Origin of the sequence: Kitasatospora sp. NPDC088783 (assembly GCF_044750705.1) — a bacterium.
GTDB lineage: Bacteria > Actinomycetota > Actinomycetes > Streptomycetales > Streptomycetaceae > Kitasatospora > Kitasatospora fiedleri.
In genome coordinates this window covers 203,762-223,756 of the sequence record NZ_JBIVKJ010000003.1, presented here as the reverse complement: position 1 = coordinate 223,756, position 19,995 = coordinate 203,762, and the positions used below count along the sequence as shown (strand labels likewise).

At 73.0% G+C, this 19,995-nt stretch carries 17 protein-coding genes; 3 read left to right on the top strand and 14 right to left on the bottom strand.

The window, feature by feature from the left end; translation table 11 throughout:
- Positions 1-109: 109 nt before the first annotated feature.
- The 3 genes from ACIP60_RS09535 to sodN all read right to left on the bottom strand — a co-directional run bounded on the left by ACIP60_RS09535 (position 110) and on the right by sodN (position 1,984).
- Positions 110-1,120 (bottom strand): DUF1648 domain-containing protein, encoded by a 1,011-nt coding sequence (locus ACIP60_RS09535; RefSeq protein WP_400681899.1) that lies wholly within the window; start codon positions 1,118-1,120, stop codon positions 110-112.
- The gene (locus ACIP60_RS09530) at positions 1,117-1,464 is read right to left on the bottom strand and encodes a GntR family transcriptional regulator (protein WP_100836403.1); all 348 of its coding nucleotides are present in this window, start codon (positions 1,462-1,464) and stop codon (positions 1,117-1,119) included. Before ACIP60_RS09530 ends, ACIP60_RS09535 begins: the two co-directional genes overlap by 4 nt.
- 124 nt (positions 1,465-1,588) lie before the next feature.
- The gene (sodN, locus tag ACIP60_RS09525; RefSeq protein WP_030457790.1) at positions 1,589-1,984 is read right to left on the bottom strand and encodes a superoxide dismutase, Ni; all 396 of its coding nucleotides are present in this window, start codon (positions 1,982-1,984) and stop codon (positions 1,589-1,591) included.
- A 104-nt stretch (positions 1,985-2,088) separates the two neighbouring features.
- Between sodN and sodX the strand changes: the two genes are divergently transcribed.
- Complete coding sequence (gene sodX, locus ACIP60_RS09520) at positions 2,089-2,511, top strand: nickel-type superoxide dismutase maturation protease (RefSeq protein WP_400681894.1); 423 nt, start codon at positions 2,089-2,091, stop codon at positions 2,509-2,511.
- 7 nt (positions 2,512-2,518) lie between these two features.
- Here sodX and ACIP60_RS09515 read toward each other — a convergent pair whose 3' ends face one another.
- The 5 genes from ACIP60_RS09515 to ACIP60_RS09495 all read right to left on the bottom strand — a co-directional run bounded on the left by ACIP60_RS09515 (position 2,519) and on the right by ACIP60_RS09495 (position 7,303).
- Complete coding sequence (locus ACIP60_RS09515; RefSeq protein ID WP_400681892.1) at positions 2,519-3,106, bottom strand: CGNR zinc finger domain-containing protein; 588 nt, start codon at positions 3,104-3,106, stop codon at positions 2,519-2,521.
- 127 nt (positions 3,107-3,233) lie between these two features.
- Complete coding sequence (locus ACIP60_RS09510) at positions 3,234-3,986, bottom strand: amino acid ABC transporter ATP-binding protein (protein ID WP_400682648.1); 753 nt, start codon at positions 3,984-3,986, stop codon at positions 3,234-3,236.
- Between the two features lie 38 nt (positions 3,987-4,024).
- Positions 4,025-5,083 carry an amino acid ABC transporter permease gene (locus ACIP60_RS09505; protein ID WP_400681889.1) on the bottom strand — a complete coding sequence of 353 codons (1,059 nt, stop codon included), beginning with the start codon at positions 5,081-5,083 and terminating at the stop codon, positions 4,025-4,027.
- 34 nt (positions 5,084-5,117) lie between these two features.
- Positions 5,118-6,056 (bottom strand): ABC transporter substrate-binding protein, encoded by a 939-nt coding sequence (locus ACIP60_RS09500; RefSeq protein ID WP_400681887.1) that lies wholly within the window; start codon positions 6,054-6,056, stop codon positions 5,118-5,120.
- A gap of 278 nt (positions 6,057-6,334) precedes the next feature.
- Positions 6,335-7,303 carry an ABC transporter substrate-binding protein gene (locus tag ACIP60_RS09495; RefSeq protein ID WP_400681884.1) on the bottom strand — a complete coding sequence of 323 codons (969 nt, stop codon included), beginning with the start codon at positions 7,301-7,303 and terminating at the stop codon, positions 6,335-6,337.
- 557 nt (positions 7,304-7,860) lie between these two features.
- Here ACIP60_RS09495 and ACIP60_RS09490 point away from each other — a divergent pair.
- Both ACIP60_RS09490 and ACIP60_RS09485 read left to right on the top strand, forming a co-directional pair.
- A complete protein-coding gene (locus ACIP60_RS09490) occupies positions 7,861-9,054 on the top strand; it encodes an NADP-dependent malic enzyme (protein ID WP_100836397.1) in 1,194 nt (397 codons plus the stop codon).
- 156 nt (positions 9,055-9,210) lie between these two features.
- A complete protein-coding gene (locus ACIP60_RS09485) occupies positions 9,211-10,173 on the top strand; it encodes a zinc-binding dehydrogenase (protein ID WP_111554208.1) in 963 nt (320 codons plus the stop codon).
- 82 nt (positions 10,174-10,255) lie between these two features.
- Here the strand turns inward: ACIP60_RS09485 and ACIP60_RS09480 are convergent, their stop codons facing one another.
- From ACIP60_RS09480 to ACIP60_RS09455, 6 genes are all read right to left on the bottom strand, one after another.
- Positions 10,256-11,272 carry a helix-turn-helix transcriptional regulator gene (locus ACIP60_RS09480; protein ID WP_400681883.1) on the bottom strand — a complete coding sequence of 339 codons (1,017 nt, stop codon included), beginning with the start codon at positions 11,270-11,272 and terminating at the stop codon, positions 10,256-10,258.
- Positions 11,272-12,165 (bottom strand): DUF4097 family beta strand repeat-containing protein, encoded by an 894-nt coding sequence (locus ACIP60_RS09475; protein ID WP_400681881.1) that lies wholly within the window; start codon positions 12,163-12,165, stop codon positions 11,272-11,274. Before ACIP60_RS09475 ends, ACIP60_RS09480 begins: the two co-directional genes overlap by 1 nt.
- Positions 12,166-12,406: 241 nt before the next feature.
- Positions 12,407-12,589 (bottom strand): DUF6104 family protein, encoded by a 183-nt coding sequence (locus ACIP60_RS09470; RefSeq protein ID WP_100836393.1) that lies wholly within the window; start codon positions 12,587-12,589, stop codon positions 12,407-12,409.
- Positions 12,590-12,652: 63 nt separating this feature from the next.
- On the bottom strand, positions 12,653-14,524 hold the full coding sequence (locus tag ACIP60_RS09465; RefSeq protein ID WP_400681878.1) for a serine/threonine-protein kinase: 1,872 nt from the start codon (positions 14,522-14,524) through the stop codon (positions 12,653-12,655).
- A 229-nt stretch (positions 14,525-14,753) separates the two neighbouring features.
- Complete coding sequence (locus tag ACIP60_RS09460; RefSeq protein ID WP_400681875.1) at positions 14,754-18,500, bottom strand: multifunctional oxoglutarate decarboxylase/oxoglutarate dehydrogenase thiamine pyrophosphate-binding subunit/dihydrolipoyllysine-residue succinyltransferase subunit; 3,747 nt, start codon at positions 18,498-18,500, stop codon at positions 14,754-14,756.
- A gap of 301 nt (positions 18,501-18,801) precedes the next feature.
- Positions 18,802-19,950, bottom strand: a complete 1,149-nt coding sequence (locus ACIP60_RS09455) for a sensor histidine kinase (protein WP_400681872.1) — start codon at positions 19,948-19,950, stop codon at positions 18,802-18,804.
- Positions 19,951-19,995 lie beyond the last annotated feature (45 nt).

Genomic DNA, 19,995 nt, shown 5'->3' with positions numbered 1-19,995 from the left:
ATCCGGAAAGGGCTTTATGCCCTGGACGGCACCGCCGGAAACGGTGCCCGGACGGCGCCGCCGCACCGGCGGGACGGGGTGGGGGACGGAGGGGGAGCGGGGCGGGGGCTCAGACGGACCGCCGGGCGCGCAGCGCGTTCAGCAGGGCGGCACCGCGCTCGGCGTCGTCGACGCTGACCGCGAAGTCGTGGCCGGTGGCCCGGACCCGGACCACCAGGCACTCGCCGGCCCGCAGCATCACCGTGGTGCCGCGGCCGCTCAGCCGGTAGCCCCAGCCGCCGACCTGCGCCGCGCCCCGGCGCTCGACCCGGGCCGACTCCAGCTCCGCCAGCGGCCAGCGGCGGGTGGGCAGGCCGAGCGGGCCCAGCGCCACCTCAAGGCCGGCCGTCGAGACCCGCACCCGCACCGAGGAGCAGGCCCCGACGGTCAGCCCGGTCAGGGCGAGCACCCCGAACACCGTCCAGCCCGGTCGCGCCGCGAGCAGGCCGGTCCCGGCGCCCAGCAGGACCGCCGCCGCGGCCAGGCCGCAGAGCGCCGCCAGCGCCCGCAGCCACGGGTTGGCGGTCCGGGAGAGCCACACCAGGCGTTCGCCGTCCGGGAGTTCGAGCACCGGGCCGGCCGGGGCCGGGAGCACCCGCCGGGCGGACAGCCGGCGGCGGCCCGACAGCCACGCCGCCGCGCCGGTCAGCAGCGCCGCCGCCAGGGTGCCGAGGAACCAGCCGAGCGGCAGCCCGGCCCCGTGCCAGTCGGCGCGGTCGAGGTTGGCCCGGACCAGGGTGGCCTGCACGCCCGGGAACAGCACGCCGCCCGCCGCCAGGCAGACCAGCAGCCAGAGCCGGGCGAGCGGATCGCCCCGGTGCCGCTCCAGCAGGGACAGGCCCAGCAGGCCCAGCGCGCCCAGCACCGCCCAGATCAGCGCCGGGACCAGGCAGGCCGCCCAGAACGGCATCGAGCCGTCCGCGGTGCTGCTCCTCCAGTGGGTGGCCATCCGCTCCGGCAGCCGCCCGGCCGCGCCCAGCGGGAGGACGGCGGTCAGCACCGCGGTGCCCGCCGTCCAGACCGCCGGCCGGACCGCCGGCCACCGCAGGCCGTCCCGGTGTGCGCTCCGCTGCTCGCTCACGGTATCCCCCTGATCATCTCGACGAGTTCGGCCCTGCTGTACCCGGCCCGGGCGGCCTCCGCGACCAGCGCGCGGGCCTGCTCCAGCAGCCCGGAGCGCTGCTCCGCGCCGCTCGCGACCGTCACGCCCCGGCCCCGGCGGAACTCCAGCAGGCCGTCGTCGCGCAGGTCGCGCAGGGCGCGCAGCACGGTGTTGACGTTCAGGTCGAGCGCCTGCGCGAGGTCGCGCGCGGAGGGCAGCCGGTCGCCCGGGCGGCACTCGCCCTCGGCCACGGCACGGCGGACGGCGGCGGCGACCTGCTCGTGCAGGGGCCGGGTGTCCTTGGTGTCCAGTCTCAGCAGCATGGTGCTAATGAAGATAGCACCATTGGCTCGAACGGGGCTGCCGGAGCCCTCCCGGTCCCGGAAACGCGAAGCACCCGGCCGCCCCTGGTGGGGCGGCCGGGTGCCGGCGAGGGCTGACCCGGGGTCAGGCCTTCTTGGTCTCCCAGAAGATCGCGTCGATCTCGGCGATCAGGTCCAGCAGGGCCTGGCCGGTGGCCGGGTCGGTGGACGCCTTGGCGGCCGAGGCGGCCTTGCCGGCGCGGTTGAACAGGTCGTGCAGGCCCGGGTAGGCCTCGAAGTGCGGGGCCTTGAAGTAGTCGGTGTGCAGCACCGAGAGGTGGTGCTTGACCAGCTCGGCGCGCTCCTCCTTGATGACGATGGCGCGAGCCCGGAACTCGGCGTCCTCGTTGGCCTGGTACTTCTCCTGAGTGGCCTTCACCGACTCGGCCTCGATGCGGGCCTGGGCCGGGTCGTACACGCCGCACGGCAGGTCGCAGTGGGCGTGGGCGGTGACTCGCGGAGCAAACAGACGAGAGAACATGGGGGTCCTTCCTTAGATCGTCTTCCCGCGCCCGACATTACCCTCACGGCAGGCCGAAATCGCGGTCGCCCCGGGGGCCTAGGGCAAAAGAAGGAGTTCGAATCGTGCGATATGGGACACCGTTCGGCCTCGCCGACATCGCCGGCCCGTCGATGCGCCGGCTGCTCTCCGACGGCGACCGGGTGCTGGTGCGCTACGGCGCTCCGCTGCGGCCCGGGGCGATCGCGCTGTTCCGGCACCCGCTCCAGCACGACCTGCTGGTGGTCAAGCGGGCGGCCGAGCGGCGTCCGGGCGGGTGGTGGATGCTCTCCGACAACCCGCTGGTGCGCACCGACAGCCGGGAGTACGGCGCGGTGCCGGACGAGTTGGTGCTCGGCCGGGTGCTGCTGCGGCTGGCCCCCCGGCCGGCCTGGCTGGCGCCGGGGCGGCGGCTGGAGCGGGTGCTGCGCGGGCGGGTGCTGCGCGGGCGGGTGCCGCGGCTGGCGGAGCGGCTGGGGGTCGGCGTCCCGTTCGAGGACCGGCTCTGACGGCGGCTCAGCCCTGGGCGGCCAGGGCGCGCTGGGCCTCCTGCCGCTTGCGGGCCCGGTAGGCGGCCACGTTGGCGCGGGTGGCGCACCGGTCGGAGCAGTAGCGGCGGGAGCGGTTGGTCGAGGTGTCCAGGTAGGCGTTGCGGCAGGGCGCGGCCTGGCAGATGCCGAGCCGGTCGACGCCCAGGCCGGTGAGGTGGATGGCCAGGCCCATGCAGGCGACGGCGGCGTAGTTGGCGGCGGCGGTGGGCGCGTTGTCGGCCAGGTGCAGGTGCCAGTTGGGGCGGCCGGTGTCGTCCAGGTCGTCGTGGCCGGAGACCAGCGGGCTGACGGGGTACTCCACCATCAGGCTGTTCAGCAGGTCGACCGCCCGGACGTCCTCGCCGTCGGCGGCGGCCTCGAACACCCCGCGCAGCCGGGTGCGCACGGCGCGCAGCCGGGGCAGGTCGGACTCGTCGGCCAGGGCGGCGGCCCGGGACGGCGCGCCGAACAGGGCCCGGACGGCGTCCACCGAGGTGAGGTCGTCGGTGCCGCGGCCGGGTTCCTCGCTGTTGACCAGCCGGACGGCGAAGTCGGCGTAGGAGGCGAGCTCCACGGGGGTCCTTCCGGGCGGGAGTGTAACGGGTCGAATGACTCCAGGGTATTACAGGTGGGGGCGGGCGCGCCGGTGCCCGCCGTGCGCGGGGCGCAGGGCGGGCACCGGGGGGCGTGCGGGAGCGGGGTCAGAGCACCTTGGACAGGAAGGCCCGGGTGCGCTCGTGCTGCGGGTTGCCGAGCACCTCGCGCGGGTGGCCGGACTCGACCACCACGCCCCCGTCCATGAACACCAGGGCGTCGCCGACCTCGCGGGCGAAGCCCATCTCGTGGGTGACCACGATCATCGTCATGCCGTCCTCGGCGAGGCCGCGCATCACGTCCAGCACGTCGCCGACCAGTTCGGGGTCGAGCGCCGAGGTGGGCTCGTCGAACAGCATCAGCTTGGGCTCCATGGCCAGCGCCCGGGCGATCGCCACCCGCTGCTGCTGGCCGCCGGAGAGCTGGGACGGGTAGTTGCCGGCCTTGTCGGCCAGCCCGACCCGCTCCAGCAGGGCCGTCGCGCGCTCCCGGGCGGCGGCCCTGCTCTCCTTCTTGACCTGCACCGGCGCCTCGATGACGTTCTCCAGCGCGGTCATGTGCGGGAACAGGTTGAAGCGCTGGAACACCATGCCGATGTCCTGGCGCTTGAGCGCGACCTCGCGGTCCTTGAGCTCGTACAGCCGGTCGCCCTTCTGCCGGTAGCCGACCAGCTCGCCGTCGACGTACAGTCGACCGGAGTTGATCTTCTCCAGGTGGTTGATGCAGCGCAGGAAGGTGGACTTGCCGGAGCCGGACGGGCCGACCAGGCAGAACACCTCGCTCTGCCGCACCTCCAGGTCGATGCCCTTGAGCACCTCGACCTGGCCGTAGGACTTGTGCACGCCCTCGGCCCGGACCATCGGGTGGTCGGGGGCCGCCTGCGGCTTGGTCAGGTCGGTCATGCGTCCTTCCCTCCGTCCGGTGCGCCGCCGTCGGACGCCGCGGGCTCCGCCGGGGCGGGTGCCGCGGGTGCCGCTGCCGCTGCCGCTGTCGCTGTCGCCGGGGCCGCCGCTGCCGCCGGTGCCGCCGTTTTCGCCGGGGCGCGGCCGGCGAACAGGGCGCGCACCCGTTGCAGCGGGGTGGGCGGCAGCGTCCGGTTGGCGCCGCGGGCGTAGTACCGCTCCAGGTAGTACTGGCCGACCGTGAGGACCGAGGTCAGCAGCAGGTAGTAGATCGAGACCGCGATCATCGCGGCGATCGGCTTGTAGGTGCGGGTGGAGATGTCGTGGCCGGCGGTGAACAACTCCACCAGCGAGATCACCTGCACCAGCGAGGTGGTCTTCAGCATCGAGATGGTCTCGTTGCCGGTCGGCGGGATGATCACCCGCATCGCCTGCGGCAGCACGATCCGGCGCAGCGCGGTGGCCCGGCTCATGCCGAGCGCGTGCGCGGCCTCGGACTGGCCCTCGTCCACCGACTGGATGCCGGCCCGGACGATCTCCGCCATGTAGGCGGCCTCGTTGAGGCCGAGGCCGAGCAGCGCGGCGGTGAACACCGGCACCAGGGTGTTGGACTCCTGGGACCAGAAGGAGGGGCCGAACGGGATGCCGAGCGAGATCTCCTTCCACAGGAAGCCGATGTTGTTCCAGAGCACCAGCTGCACCAGGACCGGAGTGCCGCGGAAGACCCAGATGTAGAACCAGGCGGCGCCGGAGAGCACCGGGTTCCTCGACAGCCGCATCACGGCCAGCAGCACGCCGCCGACCACGCCCATCAGCATGGCCAGGACGGTCAGTTCCAGGGTGGTCCAGATGCCGTGGACGACGGTGGGGTCGCGCAGCGTGGCGCCGACGAAGTCCCAGTCCAGGGCGGGGTTGGTGAACAGGACGTGCAGCAGCATCGCGCCGAGCACGGCGACGACGGCGACGGTGACCCAGCGGCCGGGGTGGCGGACGGGGACGGCCCTGATGGGATCGGGCCGTCCCGCGGCCGCCGACCCCTGGTCGGTCGTTTTCACGTGGTTACCTCGTCAGGGATCGGACGACGGGGCGTCAGCTCTGGGCGGCGTTGATCTCGGAGGTGGTGATCGCCCCGGCCGAGACGCCCCACTTGTCCAGGATGGTCTTGTAGGTGCCGTCCGCCATCAGCGACTGGATCGCACCCTGCACCGCCTTGCTGAGCGGCGAGTCCTTGGCCAGGATCACGCCGTACGGGGCGGCGCCGTAGGTGTCGCCGAGCTTCTCCAGCTGGCCGCCGGTCTGCTTGAGGGCGTAGTCGATGACCGGGGAGTCGGCCAGCATCACCTGGTCGCGGCCGGAGACCAGCGCCTGGGCGACGTCGGTCTGCAGGGCGAAGCGGTCGCCGTCGTTCGGGATGGCGCTCTTGCCGGCCTTGGCGCAGTCCGGGTTGCGGGTGTCCTTGACCTCGTCGGCCTGGGTGGTGGCGTCCTGGACCGCGACCTTCTTGCCGCACAGGTCGTCCAGGACGATCTTGTCCGGGTTGCCCTTCTTCACGGCGGCGGAGGTGCCGGCCGAGAAGTAGCTGACCATGTCGACCTGCTCCTGGCGCTCCTTGGTGACGGTGAAGGAGCTCATGCCGAGCTGGTACTTGTTCGACTGGATGCCGGGGATGATGTCGGCGAAGCCGGCGCTCTGGAAGTCGGCGGTCAGGCCGAGCTTCTGGGCGATGGCCGCGCCCAGGTCGACGTCCATGCCGACGATCTTGCCCTTCTCGTCCTTGAACTCGTTGGGCGCGTAGGAGGTGTCGGAGCCGACGACCAGCTTGCCGCCGGCCTTCAGGGTGTCCGGGACCAGTCCGGCCAGGGCCGGGTCGGCGGCGACCGCGGGGATCGCCTGGGTGGGTATCGGGGCGGCGCCCGCAGTGGTCGTGGTGGTGCTGGAGCTGCTGCACGCGGTGAGGAGCAGCGAGCCGGCCGCGAGGACGGCGGCCGCGGTGAGCGGCCGGAGGCGCGGGGTACGGGCAGCGGGCATGGGGGGGATCTCCTCTTGGGGATCGGACGGGGTGCCGCGCTGCGGGTGGGACGGCGCGGTACAGCGGGTCGGTGCTCGCCACCCTCCGCCGAGGTGACAGGTGGTTCCGATGTGGGGGGAATCCTGCCACTGTGGGCGGGAAATCGGAGCCTGTGGCAGATCAAAATCGGATAACAGGACTGCCGACTGTCCGGTATCCGGATATTTCTCCCGTTCATGTCACCCGGTGCATAACCATGCACCGGGTGACCGAGTGGGCGGGCGACCGGCTCGGCGGTCTAGAAGCTGCCGTTCACCACGGCGCTCTGCACCGCGCCCTCGGACAGGCCCCACTTCGCCAGCACCTTGTCGTACACGCCGTTCCGGATCAGCCGGTTCAGCGCCTCCGCCACGGCGTCCCGCAGCGCGGTGTCCTCCTTGGCGAACGCGATCCCGTACGGCGCCATCTGCAACTGCTCACCCGCCACCTGGAACTGCGCGCCGGCCCGGCCGTTCTTCACCGCGTGCGCCGCCACCGGGGAGTCGTTCAGGTCCGCGGTCGCCCGGCCCTGGGCCACCAGCGCCAGTGCCTGGTCGTCCGTCTCGGTCTCGGTCACCGTCAGCTTCTTGCCGGTCTTCTCGCAGGCCCCGGCCTGGCGCTCCATCATCACCGACTGGACGGTCTCGCGCTGCAGCGCGACCGTCCGCCCGCACAGGTCGTCCAGCGAGGAGACCTTCTGCGGGTTGCCCTTGGCCACCACGATCGAGGTGCCGGTGACGAAGTAGTCCACGAAGTCCAGGCCGTCGTTGATCTTGCGGGCCTGGTCGTCGGTGCCGTCCCGGCGCTGGGTGTTGTCGGTCATGCCCGACATCACCAGGTCGTACTCGTGGGCCTGCAGCCCCAGCCGCAGCCGGTCGAACGGCACGTCGCTGAACTGCACCTGCACGCCCAGCACGTCCCCCAGCGCGTGGGCCAGGTCCACGTCCAGGCCGTCCGGCTCGCCGCCCTCCGCCTTGAAGCCGATCGGCGCGTACGTCAGGTCCGCGCCGATCCGCAGCACCCCCGCGGAGCGGACCGGGGCGGGCAGCCGGCCGTGCAGGTCGGACGGCGCGGCGGTGGCGCCCGACGAGGAGCCGGAGCCGCAGCCGGTCAGCAGCAGTGAACCGGTCACCGCGGCGGCGGTGAGGGCGCCGGCCCGGTGCGCGGTGGTGGTGGTCCGGCTTCCGGCGCCGGTGCCGGATCTGACGGGGCGAGTGGCCGTCGACATCTTGGTCCTCCTGTGGGAGAGGGAGCGGGCCCCCGACGCCGCGCGCTGGTGTGCGCGACCGGGTGCGACGGGGCAGGACGCGGCCCGACGTGCGCGGGAACGTCCGGACAACGGTGGTCGAACACCGGATACTGCCATCCCGACCTGATGGAGCAGGTAGCGGGTGTGTCAGAATCTGGTATCGGGTGACCCCCGACGCAGAACTCAGACCGCCGGTTCGCCACAGGGCCGGGGTGCCCAGGAACGGAAGCCGTCACCGGCTCCGTATCCGAAGGCGCCAGCTCCCCTCCGTGTCTGCGTTCACTCCTGCGAGTGCCCTGCGGACCCCTCGCTTCGGGGGCCACGCGGACAAGAAGGACCCGGCACAGGTGCGGTACCGGGCCCGGACCACAAGCGCAGAACACCTAACACCCTCACCCCGAGGGCGCCGCCGACGGCAGCGCCCCGACCCGGACACGGGTACGCCACAGGCGGCGTACCCGGATTCGCGCATTGCCGCGCGGCCGGGCCGAAGTCCGTCGGACGCGCGCCTTCGCTGATATGACGAAGAGGTCATTGTGGCAGCGGAGATCATCACCGACACCCAGAGCACTGACGACCCGGTCGACGCCGTCTTCGCGCTCCACCGCGGCGGCAAGATGGAGATCCGGGCGACCGTCCCGGTCCGCGACGCGGAGGACCTGTCGCTCGCCTACACCCCGGGCGTGGCCCGGGTCTGCACCGCCATCGCCGAACAGCCCGCCCTGGTCAACGACTACACCTGGAAGTCCAACACCGTCGCCGTCGTCACCGACGGCACCGCGGTGCTCGGCCTCGGCGACATCGGCCCCGCGGCCTCGCTGCCCGTGATGGAGGGCAAGGCCATCCTGTTCAAGCAGTTCGGCGGCGTCGACGCGGTGCCGATCGCGCTGGACTGCACCGGCGTCGACGAGATCGTCGAGACCGTGGTCCGGCTCGCGCCGTCCTTCGGCGGCGTCAACCTGGAGGACATCTCCGCCCCGCGCTGCTTCGAGATCGAGCGGCGGCTCCAGGAGCGGCTGGACATCCCGGTCTTCCACGACGACCAGCACGGCACCGCGATCGTCACCACCGCCGCGCTGTGGAACGCAGCCAAGGTGACCGGCCGTCAGGTCGGCGACCTGCGCGCGGTCATCTCCGGCGCGGGCGCGGCCGGCATCGCGATCGCCAAGATGCTGCTCGCCGCCGGCATCGGCGACGTCGCGGTCTGCGACCGCCGGGGCGTGGTCCACCAGGGCCGCGAGGACCTCACCGACGTCAAGGCCGAGATCGCGGCGCTCACCAACCGCACCGGCCGCACGGGCAGCCTGGCCGACGCGCTGGCGGGCGCGGACGTGTTCATCGGCGTCTCCGGCGGCACCGTCCCCGAGGACGTCGTCGCCACCATGGCGCCCGGCTGCTTCGTCTTCGCGATGGCCAACCCCACCCCGGAGATCCACCCCGAGGTGGCCCACCGGTACGCGGCGGTGGTCGCCACCGGGCGCTCCGACTTCCCGAACCAGATCAACAACGTGCTGGCCTTCCCGGGCATCTTCGCCGGCGCGCTCTCGGTCCGGGCCAGCCGGATCTCCGAGGGCATGAAGCTCGCCGCGGCGCAGGCCCTGGCGGGCGTCGTCGCCGACGAGCTGACCCCGCAGAAGGTCATCCCGTCGCCCTTCGACGAGCGGGTCGCCCCCGCGGTCACCCGCGCGGTCGCCGAGGCGGCGCGGGCGGAGGGGCTCGCCCGGCTCTGACGCCGGGTCGCACGGCACCGGGGCCCGCCCGAGGACTCGTCCGGGGGCGGGCCCCGGTGCCGTGCGCGGACAACGGCCGCCCCGGAAAAGCAATATGGGGACGTTCACAGTGAGTCGTGGTTAACGCGCGGGGCGTCGCCCGGCTATGGTCCGGGCATGTTCGCTGCCTACGCCGCCCGCATCAGTCCCGACGACCCGCTGAGCGCACTGGAACTGGGCGAGGTGCCCGAACCGGAGGCCCGCCCCGGCTGGAGCGTGGTGACGGTCAGGGCCGCCACGCTGAACCACCACGACCTGTGGTCGCTGCGCGGGGTGGGCCTGCCCGCCGAGCGGCTGCCGATGGTGCTGGGGTGCGACGCGGCGGGCGTCGACGAGGACGGCAACGAGGTGGTGATCCACTCGGTGGTCGGCCAGAGCGGCCACGGGGTGGGCCCGCACGAGCCGCGCTCGATCCTCACCGAGCGCTACCAGGGCACCTTCGCCCAGCGCGTCGCGGTGCCGACCTGGAACCTGCTGCCCAAGCCGGCGGAACTGAGCTTCGAGCAGGCGGCCTGCCTGCCGACCGCCTGGCTGACCGCCTACCGGATGCTGTTCACCAACGCGGGCGTGAAGCCCGGCGACACGGTGCTGGTGCAGGGCGCCGGCGGCGGGGTGTCCACGGCGCTGGTGGTGCTGGCCAAGGCGGCCGGGCTGCGGGTGTGGGTCACCGGACGGGACGAGGCGAAGCGGGCCCGGGCGGTGGAGCTCGGCGCGGACGCGGCGTTCGAGAGCGGCGCCCGGCTGCCGGAGCGGGTGGACGCGGTGATGGAGACGGTCGGCGCGGCGACCTGGTCGCACTCGGTGAAGTCGCTGCGCCCGGGCGGCACCATCGTGATCTCCGGGGCGACCAGCGGCCCGAACCCGAAGGCCGCCGAACTGAACCGGATCTTCTTCCTGGAGCTGAAGGTGGTCGGCTCGACCATGGGCACCAAGGAGGAACTGGCCGGCCTGCTGGCGCTGTGCGCCCACACCGGGGTGCGGCCGGTGATCGACTCGGTGCTGCCGCTGGCCGGGGCCCGGGAGGCGTTCGCCCGGCTGGAGCGCGGGGACGTGTTCGGCAAGCTGGTGCTCACCCCCTGACCCGGGGCCCGGCCGGGGCGCCGGACGTGGGCGGAGCGCCCCCGACCCGTCCTCGGGGGCGCTCCGGGTCTCCGGTGCGGGCCTAGCGTCCGTACAGGGCGCGGGCGGCGGCGGCCAGCGCCTGCCGGGCGCGGGCCAGCCGGGCGGCGTCGACGCCCCGGTCGCGGGCGGTGTCCCGGACGTGGTCGCGGAACCGGTCGAGCAGGCGCTCCAGCTCGCGGGCCGGGTCGCCGTCCGGGTCGGTGCGGGCCCAGTCGGGCAGCTCGGCGGCGTCAACGGTGCCGGCAGCGTCCGCCGGGCCGGTCGCGTCCGCCGGGGCGTCCTTGTCCAGGTCGATCCGGACGGCCGGCTCCTCGGAGCTGCCCCAGCGCGCGGCGTCCGCCAACGAGCCGAGGCCGCGGGTGAGTTCGGCCAGGCCCTCGGCCAGGCCGGCCGACCAGTCGCCGCCCGAGGCGTGCGCCCGGACCTGCTCCTCGACCCGCCGCTTGAGCCGCAGCGCCTCCTGCTGGGCGGCGGTGCGGGCGGCCCTGGACTGCTCGCGCAGCCGCCTGGACTCGGCCTCGGCGGCCTTGGCCTGCTGCCGGGCGGCCTTCTCCTGCTCCTTGGCGCGCCGGGCCTGCTCCTTGGTCTCGGCCTTGAGCCGGGCGAACTCCTCCTTGGCCCGCTGCCAGGACTCCTGGTCGCGCCAGGGGGTGCCGGTCGAGGAGGCGCCGGGCTCGGCGGCGGCCTGGTTCCACAGCTCGGCGCGCAGGTCCTTGGCGTTGTCCCGGACGTCCTGCCGGATGGCCCCGGCGAGCTGGCCGACCGAGTCGTGGATCTCGGCCTCCAGGTCGGTCAACTCGGCAGCGCGGGAGGCGAGTTCGGCTCGGCCCTGGTCGGTGAGCCGGTAGACCTTGCGGCCGCCCTCGGTGGTGTGGCTGACCAGTCCCTCCGCCTCCAGCTTGGCCAGCCGGGGGTAGACGGTGCCCGCGGAGGGCGCGTACAGGCCGTGGAAGCGCTCCTCCAGCAGGCGGATCACCTCGTAGCCGTGCCGGGGGCTCTCGTCGAGCAGCTTCAACAGGTAGAGGCGCAGCCGCCCATGGCCGAACACCGGTGTCATCAGGACTCCTTGGTCAGGTCGAGCGGGGCCGCCGACAGTTCCTTGGCCGGCTGCTCCTCCTCGGACTCGGGGCGGCGCTGGACGGTGACCGCGCCGGTGACGGTGGTCACCGCGAGGCGGCCGCGGCCGGTGCCGAGCTGGCCGGAGAGCTTCTTGGAGCCCCAGCCGCCGCCGACGCTCAGCTCGGCGAAGGCGCTGGAGAGCGTCCCGCTGGTGGTGCCGGCCTCGACCTTGGCGTCGGCGAGGGCGGGCAGCCGGACGCCGACCGCGCCGGAGACGGTGTTCACGCCGATGTCGGTGGGGGTGGCGGCGTCCAGGTCCAGGGTGACGGCGCCGGAGACCGAGTGGGCGCGGATCTTCGTCGCGGAGCCGGCCACCAGGGTGACCGCGCCGGAGACCGTGTTGACCTTCAGCTGGCCGGACAGGCCCTCGGCGTCCACGTCCCCCGAGACGGTGTTGGCGCTGACCAGGCCGGTCAGCCCGGCCAGCGTGGTGGCGCCGCTGGCGCCGTGCACGCCGACCTCGCCCGCGATGCCGGAGATGGTGGCGTCGGCGGAGACGGTGCCGACCCGGACCACGGCGGCGGCCGGGACCGCGACCGTCAGGTCGGCGCTGCGCTTGCGGCGCAGCCCGGAGAAGAAGGACTTGACCGTCTGCACCGACTTCACGGCCTCGCCGAACTCGCCCCAGCTGAGGTCCTTGTAGGTGACGGTGAGCACGCCGTCCTCCAGGGCGACCTGGAGCGGCTCACCCTCCAGCCGGGCCACCTCCAGCCGGGCGGGCCCCTCGGTGGGGACCACGTTCACGGTGCCGTCGACGACCCGCACGTGCAGGGTGTGCACGCTCTCGTCGAAGGCGATCTGCTGAGTGCTGTCTACCGTCCACTGCGTCATGTCCGACTCCCCGTCCTCCCATACGCGATGTATCGCGTCGTCCTGTTATTCACGATATATCGCGTGGCGCGGAAGTCAAGGCGCTCCGGCCCCCACCCCGACCCGGAGCGCACCCCGAGCCGACCCCGAGCCGGACTCCGGGGCGGGGCCGGACCGGGCTCCGGGCCGGGCTCCGGGAACGCGAACGGCCCGGGAGGCGAACTCGCCTCCCGGGCCGCGCTGCTGACGTCGCGTCAGCCGGTCACTCCTCGTCGTCCTCGTCGTCCAGCCGGGCCAGCCAGGTGGCCAGCCGCTCCACCGGCACCTCGAAGTCCGGGTTCAGGTCCACGAACTCCCGCAGGCGCTCGGCCAGCCACTCGAAGGTGACCTCCTCCTCGCCTCGCCGGCTCTCCAACTCCTCGATGCCGCGGTCGGTGAAGTACACGGTGGTTCGCTCCGGGGGTGGGTGGTTCCAGGTCCGTCGGAACCCAGGATAGTGGCGCGCCGATCAGCCGTTGTACCGGTAGTAGCTGAGCGAGAGGGAGACCGCGCCGTCGTTGGTGACGTTGGTGACCTTCATGATCGCCACGCTCCAGCTCTGCCGGTTGCGCACGCAGATCATCCGGCCCGGCGGCAGGTCCCCGTACGGGAACGCGGCGCTGGGGTTCTTGTCGATGGCGTCCGAGCACTCCTGCGGGGTGAGCGAGTCCGCCTTGCTGAGGTAGCGGTCGAAGTCGTCCGGCACGGACAGCTTGTCGTAGCCCGGCCGCACCAGGCCGTCGCTGACCGAGGTCGGCACCACCTTGCCGTTGACCAGGTCGAAGCCGTAGTCGCTGCTGGGCGCGGACAGCTCGCGGTCGGTGTAGACCGCGGTGAACCCGGCGGGCGCCCCGCTCGGGCGGGCCGACCCGGAGGGCGAGGACTTCGGGCTGCCGGAGGCGGACGGCGGCGGCGGCGACACCTGGTCCTGGCCCACGCTGTCGCCCCCGGCGCCGCCGCCGGTGGGGCTCGGACCGACCGTGACGGTCTCGGTGGCGACCGGGGTGCCCCCGGTGTCGCCGCCCAGCTGCTTCATCAGCACCAGCCCGCCCGCCGTCCCGGCCAGCAGGGTCACCAGCGCGACGATCAGCAGGGTCTTCCAGGACACCCCGCGGTGGCGCTCCGCCGGTCCGGCCGGGGCCGGCTCGGCGGCGAGCGGGACGGCCGGGCCGGGCGGCGGGGTGTGCTGCTCGGCCAGCCGCACCGTCGGGTCGGCCGGGGCCACCGGGCCGGTGACCGCCTCGGAGACCGGGGTGGGCGGCCCGAACACGCCCGCCGGCGGCGCCACCGGGGCGTGCTGCTGCACCGGCGGCGCCACCGGGGCGTGCTGCACCGGCGGGGCGAGCGGCTGCGGGGGAGTGGTCGGCAGGGTCGGCGGCGCGGCCGGCAGCGGGGTCGGCGGGGTCCGCGGCAGGTCGGAGCGCCGGGTGATCTCGGTGTTCACCTGCCCCGGCAGCCAGTCCTCGCCGAACCGCAGCTGCCCGCCCACCGCCGGGTGCTCGCGGGCCGCCAGGATGATCTCGGCGGGCGTCGGCCGGTCCGCCGGGTCCTTCGCCAGGCAGCGCCCGATCAGCTCGCGCAGCGGTGCGGGCACGCCGTTCAGCTCCGGCTCCTCGTGCACCACCCGGTACAGCACCGCGGTGTCCGGGCCGTCGCCGAACGGCGGCGCGCCGCCCGCCACGTACGCGGCCAGCGCGCCCAGCGCGAACACGTCGGTGGCCGCGGTGACCGGCCGCCCCTGGGCCTGCTCCGGCGACATGAACGCCGGCGAGCCGATCCGGTAGCCGGTGCCGGTCAGCGCCGTCGCGTCGGCGGCCCGCGCGATGCCGAAGTCGATCACCCGCGGCCCGTCCGCGGCCACCAGCACGTTGGCCGGCTTGAGGTCCCGGTGCACCACCCGCACGCTGTGGATCGCCTGCAGCGCCTCCGCGATGCCGCCCACCAGCAGCAGCACCGTCCGCACCGGCAGCGCCCCGTGCTCGCGCACCACCTGCTGGAGCGACGGCCCCGGCACGTACGAGGTGACCAGCCAGGGCGCGCCCGACTCCAGGCCGCCGGAGTCGATCACCTGCGCCGTGTACAGCCCGTGGATGCGCTGGGCGCTGCTCACCTCCTGCGCGAAGCGGCGGCGGAACTCCCCGTCCTCGGCGAACTCCGACCGCACCACCTTGAGCGCCACCGGACGGCCGCCCGGCGTGTACGACAGGTAGACCCGGCCCATGCCGCCGGCGCCGAGCCGGGCGAACAGCCGGTAGCCGCCGACCTCGCGGGGGTCGTCCGGCAGCAGCGGCTGGAAGACCGGTGGGAGCGGAGCGGCGTGCTGCGGAGTGTCGGCTGCCATGAGGCGGGTCCCCCTCGGATGAGCGTGTCGAAAGACGGCCGTCCGGCGCGCGGCGCCGGGAACGGCGAACCACAACCTATCGACCCGTCAGAACCCGTGCAGCCCACCGGCTCCCGCAGTGCGTCACGGTCCGGAAACGGAAGCGCCCCCGCCCCCGGAGAACCGGGGACGGGGGCGATCCGTGCCGTGCCGTACGGCGTCGTGCCGTGCAGTGCCGTGCCTCAGCGCGTCAGAGCGAGAACACCTCTTCGATCAGCGCCTGCTGCTCGGCGGCGTGCCGCTTGGCGGAGCCGACCGCGGGGGCCGAGGAGGCCGTGCGGGCGACCCGGCGCAGCCGGGCGTCGCCACCGGAGCGGCCGACCACGACCTGCAGGTGGTCGACCAGGTTCATCGCGATGAACGGCCAGGCGCCCTGGTTGGCCGGCTCCTCCTGCGCCCAGACGAACTGGACGTTCTCGCCGTAGCGGCTCAGCTCCTCCTGGAGCTCGGCCACCGGCAGCGGGTACAGGCGCTCGACGCGGACGATCGCGGTGTCGGTGGTGCCGCGCGCGGTCCGGGCCGCCTCCAGGTCGTAGTAGAACTTGCCGGAGGTGATGACCACCTTGCGGACCTGCGCCGGGTCGACCGTGCTGTCCCCGATCACCGGGCGGAACGAGCCGCTCAGGAACTCGGAGGTGGCGGACGCCGCGGCCTTCAGGCGCAGCATCGACTTCGGGGTGAAGACGATGAGCGGCTTGTGGTGCGGGTTGTGCGCCTGCCAGCGCAGCAGGTGGAAGTAGTTCGACGGCAGGGTCGGCATGGCGACCGTCATGTTGTCCTGCGCGCACAGCTGCAGGAAGCGCTCCGGGCGGGCGGACGAGTGGTCCGGGCCCTGGCCCTCCATGCCGTGCGGCAGCAGCAGGGTGACGCCGGAGTGCTGGCCCCACTTCTGCTCGGCCGACGCGATGTACTCGTCGACCATGGTCTGCGCGCCGTTGACGAAGTCGCCGAACTGCGCCTCCCACATGACCAGCGCGTTGGGGCGGGTCAGCGAGTAGCCGTACTCGAAGCCCATCGCCGCGTACTCGCTGAGCAGCGAGTCGTAGACGGTGAACCGGGCCTGGTCCTCGGTCAGGTACATCAGCGGGGTGTAGTCCTCGCCGGTGTTCCGGTCGATCAGCACCGCGTGGCGCTGGCCGAAGGTGCCGCGGCGGGAGTCCTGGCCGGCCAGCCGGACCGGGTGGCCCTCCATCAGCAGCGAGCCGATGGCGAGCGCCTCGCCGGTGGCCCAGTCGATGGTGTTGTCCTCGACCGAGGCGGCGCGGCGCTGCAACTGCGGCAGCAGGCGCGGGTGCACGGTCAGCCAGTCCGGCAGGTTGACCTGCGAGGCGGCGATCCGCTTGACCATCTCGGCGGAGATGCCGGTCTGGATGGAGACCGGGAAGTCCGCGACCGGGCGGCCGGCCTCGGCCTGGGCCGGGGCGGCGACGGCCTCGCGGACCTCGGCGAACACCTTCTCCAGCTGGCCCTGGAAGTCCTGCAGCGCCTGCTCGGCCTCTTCCATGGTGATGTCGCCGCGACCGATCAGCGCCTCGGTGTAGAGCTTGCGCACCGAGCGCTTCTTGTCGATCAGGTCGTACATCAGCGGCTGGGTGAACGACGGGTTGTCGGCCTCGTTGTGACCGCGGCGGCGGTAGCAGATGAGGTCGATCACGACGTCCTTGTGGAACTGCTGGCGGAACTCGAAGGCCAGCCGCGCGACGCGGACCACGGCCTCCGGGTCGTCGCCGTTCACGTGGAAGATCGGGGCCTCGATCATCCGGGCCACGTCGGTGCAGTACATCGAGGAGCGCGAGGAGGCCGGGGCGGCGGTGAAGCCGACCTGGTTGTTGACCACGATGTGCACGGTGCCGCCGGTGCGGTAGCCGCGCAGCTGCGACATGTTCAGGGTCTCCGCGACCACGCCCTGGCCCGCGAAGGCCGCGTCGCCGTGGATCTGGATCGGCAGCACCGGGAAGGTGGTGCCGCCGAAGTCCAGGATGTCCTGCTTGGCGCGGGCGATGCCCTCGACGACCGGGTCGACGGTCTCCAGGTGCGAGGGGTTGGCGGCCAGCGACACCTTGATGGTCTCGCCGTCCAGGCCGGTGAAGGTGCCCTCGGAGCCCAGGTGGTACTTCACGTCGCCGGAGCCGTGCATCGACTTCGGGTCGAGGTTGCCCTCGAACTCGCCGAAGATCTTGCCGAACGGCTTGCCGACGATGTTCGCCAGCACGTTCAGCCGGCCGCGGTGGGCCATGCCGATGACGGCCTCGTCGAGGCGGTGCTCGGCGGCGGCGTCGATGGTGGCGTCCAGCAGCGGGATGAGCGACTCGCCGCCCTCCAGCGAGAAGCGCTTCTGCCCGACGTACTTGGTCTGCAGGAAGGTCTCGAACGCCTCGGCCGAGTTCAGCCGGCGCAGGATGCGCAGCTGCTCCTCGCGCTCCGGCTTGGTGTACGGCTTCTCCAGGCGCTCCTGCAGCCAGGTGCGCTGCGCCGGGTCCTGGATGTGCATGTACTCGATGCCGACGGTGCGGCAGTAGGTGTTGCGCAGCAGGCCGAGGATGTCGCGGAGCTTCATCATCTTCTGGCCGCCGAAGCCGCCGACCGCGAACTCGCGCTCCAGGTCCCACAGGGTGAGGCCGTGCGAGACGACGTCCAGGTCGGGGTGCTTGCGCTGCATGTACTCCAGCGGGTCGGTGTCGGCCATCAGGTGGCCGCGGACCCGGTAGGAGTGGATCAGCTCGATGACCCGGGCGGTCTTGTTGACCTCGTCGTCGTGGGTGGTGGCCACGTCGGTGGCCCAGCGCACCGGCTCGTACGGGATCCGCAGGGACTCGAACACCTCGTCGTAGAAGTTGTTCGCGCCCAGCAGCAGCTGGTGGATCGAGCGCAGGAACTCGCCCGAGGCCGCGCCCTGGATGACCCGGTGGTCGTAGGTCGAGGTCAGGGTCATGGTCTTGGAGATGCCCAGGCGGGCCAGCGTCTCCTGGGAGGAGCCCTGGAACTCGGCCGGGTACTCCATGGCGCCGACGCCGACGATGGTGCCCTGGTTCTGCATCAGGCGCGGCACCGAGTGCACGGTGCCGATGCCGCCGGGGTTGGTCAGCGAGATCGTGACGCCGGTGAAGTCGTCCATGGTCAGCTTGTTGGCGCGGGCCCGGCGGACGATGTCCTCGTAGGCCTGCCAGAAGCCGAAGAAGTCGAGCGTCTCGGCCTTCTTGATGGCCGCGACGACCAGCTGGCGGTCGCCGTTCGGCTTGACCAGGTCGATGGCGAGGCCCAGGTTCACGTGCTCGGGCTTCACCAGGTAGGACTTGCCGTCCTCCACCTTGTAGCTGTGGTTCATGCCGGGGTTGGCCTTCACGGCCTGGACCAGCGCGTAGCCGATCAGGTGGGTGAAGGACACCTTGCCGCCGCGGGCCCGCTGCAGGTGGTTGTTGATGACGATGCGGTTGTCGATCAGCAGCTTCGCCGGCACGGCGCGCACCGAGGTGGCGGTCGGAACCTCCAGCGAGGCGTCCATGTTGGACGCCACGGCCTTGGCCGGGCCGCGCAGCTGGACCAGCTCGGGGCCCTCCGCGGCGGCCTTCGCGGGCGCGGCGGCGGCCGGGGCCGCCGCCTTCGGCGCGGGCGGCGCGGCGGGGGCGGCCGGGAGCGGCGCGGGAGCGGCCACCGGCTGCGCGGGCGCCGGCGCGACGGGCGCGGGGGCGGCGGGCGCGGCCGGAGCTGCGGCAACGGGAGCGGCAACGGGGGTCGGCTGGGCGCCGACCGGAGTTGCGGCCTGGGTCACTGGAGTCACCTCGGTACCGGGCTTGTAGTCGGCGAAAAAGTCCCACCAGGCACGGTCGACCGAGGCCGGGTCCTGGAGGTACTGCTGGTAGATCTCGTCGACGAGCCACTCATTGGGGCCGAAGCCAGTGGAGCTTGCCGAGCTGGGGGTTTCTTGGTGTGGCGACACGGGGCAACCGCCCTCTTCCGCTTCCTTTTGGGATGGTGGACAGCGGGGATTAAGGCTACGCCTCCGACCAGTGATCGCGCAGTCCCCGGTGGTCAGGCGTCGCCCAGATCACATCGCTGAGCTGGTTTTTGGCTGAATCCGAGCGTTAGAGATGCCGGAAATCAGGGAACTCGGCCCCTGATCGGTCGTGGTCATACCGGCGGAAAATCGGACGAACCAGTGGTCTGGACCATTTTACGGCCCGGGCCGGGGACCGGCACCGAGCAGCCCGGTCCCGGTCTGTACCGATTGCGCCACAGTCTCAGGCCGGCACCGGCGTCCCACCCGGGAGGGTGACCTCGATCCGGCAGCCCGCGGCCGCCTCCGCCACCCGGATCCGGCCGCCGTGCAGGTCCACCGCCCAGCGCGCGATCGCCAGCCCCAGGCCCGTCCCGCCGTCGCTGCCCGGCCCCAGCGCGGTCGGCGAACCGCTGCGGCCGAACCGCTCGAAGACCCGCTCGCGGTCCGCCGCCGGGATGCCAGGACCCTGGTCCTCGACCTCCAGCAGCAGCCCGCCGCCCTCCGCCGCCCGGGCCCGCACCGTCACGGTGCCCCCGGCCGGCGAGTGCTTGCAGGCGTTGTCCACCAGGTTGGCCACCACCTGGTGCAGCCGCTCCGCGTCCGCCACCGCCGCCAGGTCGGCCGGCTGCACGTCCAGCGCCAGCCGGACGTCCTCGCGCCGGGCGTACGCGCCGCCCGCCGTCGCGCCGTCCACCGTCACCCCGCGCAGCACGCCGTCCAGGAACGGGCCGACCCGGAACGGGCGGGAGTCCAGCGGGACCACGCCGTCGTCCAGCTTCGACAGGTCCAGCAGGTGGGTGACCAGCCGGCCCAGCCGCTCGGTCTGCTCCAGCGCGGTGCCCAGGTTCTTCGGGTCCGGCTTCACCACGCCGTCCACCACGTTCTCCAGCAGGCCGCGCAGCGCCGCGATCGGCGTGCGCAGCTCGTGCGAGACGTTGGCGATCAGCTCGCGGCGGTGCCGGTCGGCGGCCTCCAGGTCGCCCGCCATCCGGTTGAAGGTGTCGGCCAGTTCGCCGATCTCGTCCCGCGAGGACACCTCGACCCGGGCGCTGTAGTCGCCCTCCGCCATCGACCGCGCCGCCGCCGTCATGTCGCGCAGCGGCGCCGTCAGGCCGTTCGCCAGGAACTGCATGAACAGCAGCGAGGCGATCAGCGAGAAGATCATGATCAGCCGGATCTGGGTCTCCGAGCGGATCGCCACCACCACCATCCCGGTGGCCAGCACCACCGAGACGACCACCAGCATGGCCAGCTTGCCCTTGATCGACCGGACCGGGTCGAACGGGCGGATGTCGGCCCACACCCGGTGCGCGGCGCGCGCCGCGAGCGAGGGCCGGGGCCGGGGGGAAGCCGGTTCGGCTTCCCCGTTGCGTTGCTGCGGAAAGGTCATGGTGTCCCTGCGACTCGTGCTCGGGGCGGGGCGGGGGCAGCCGCG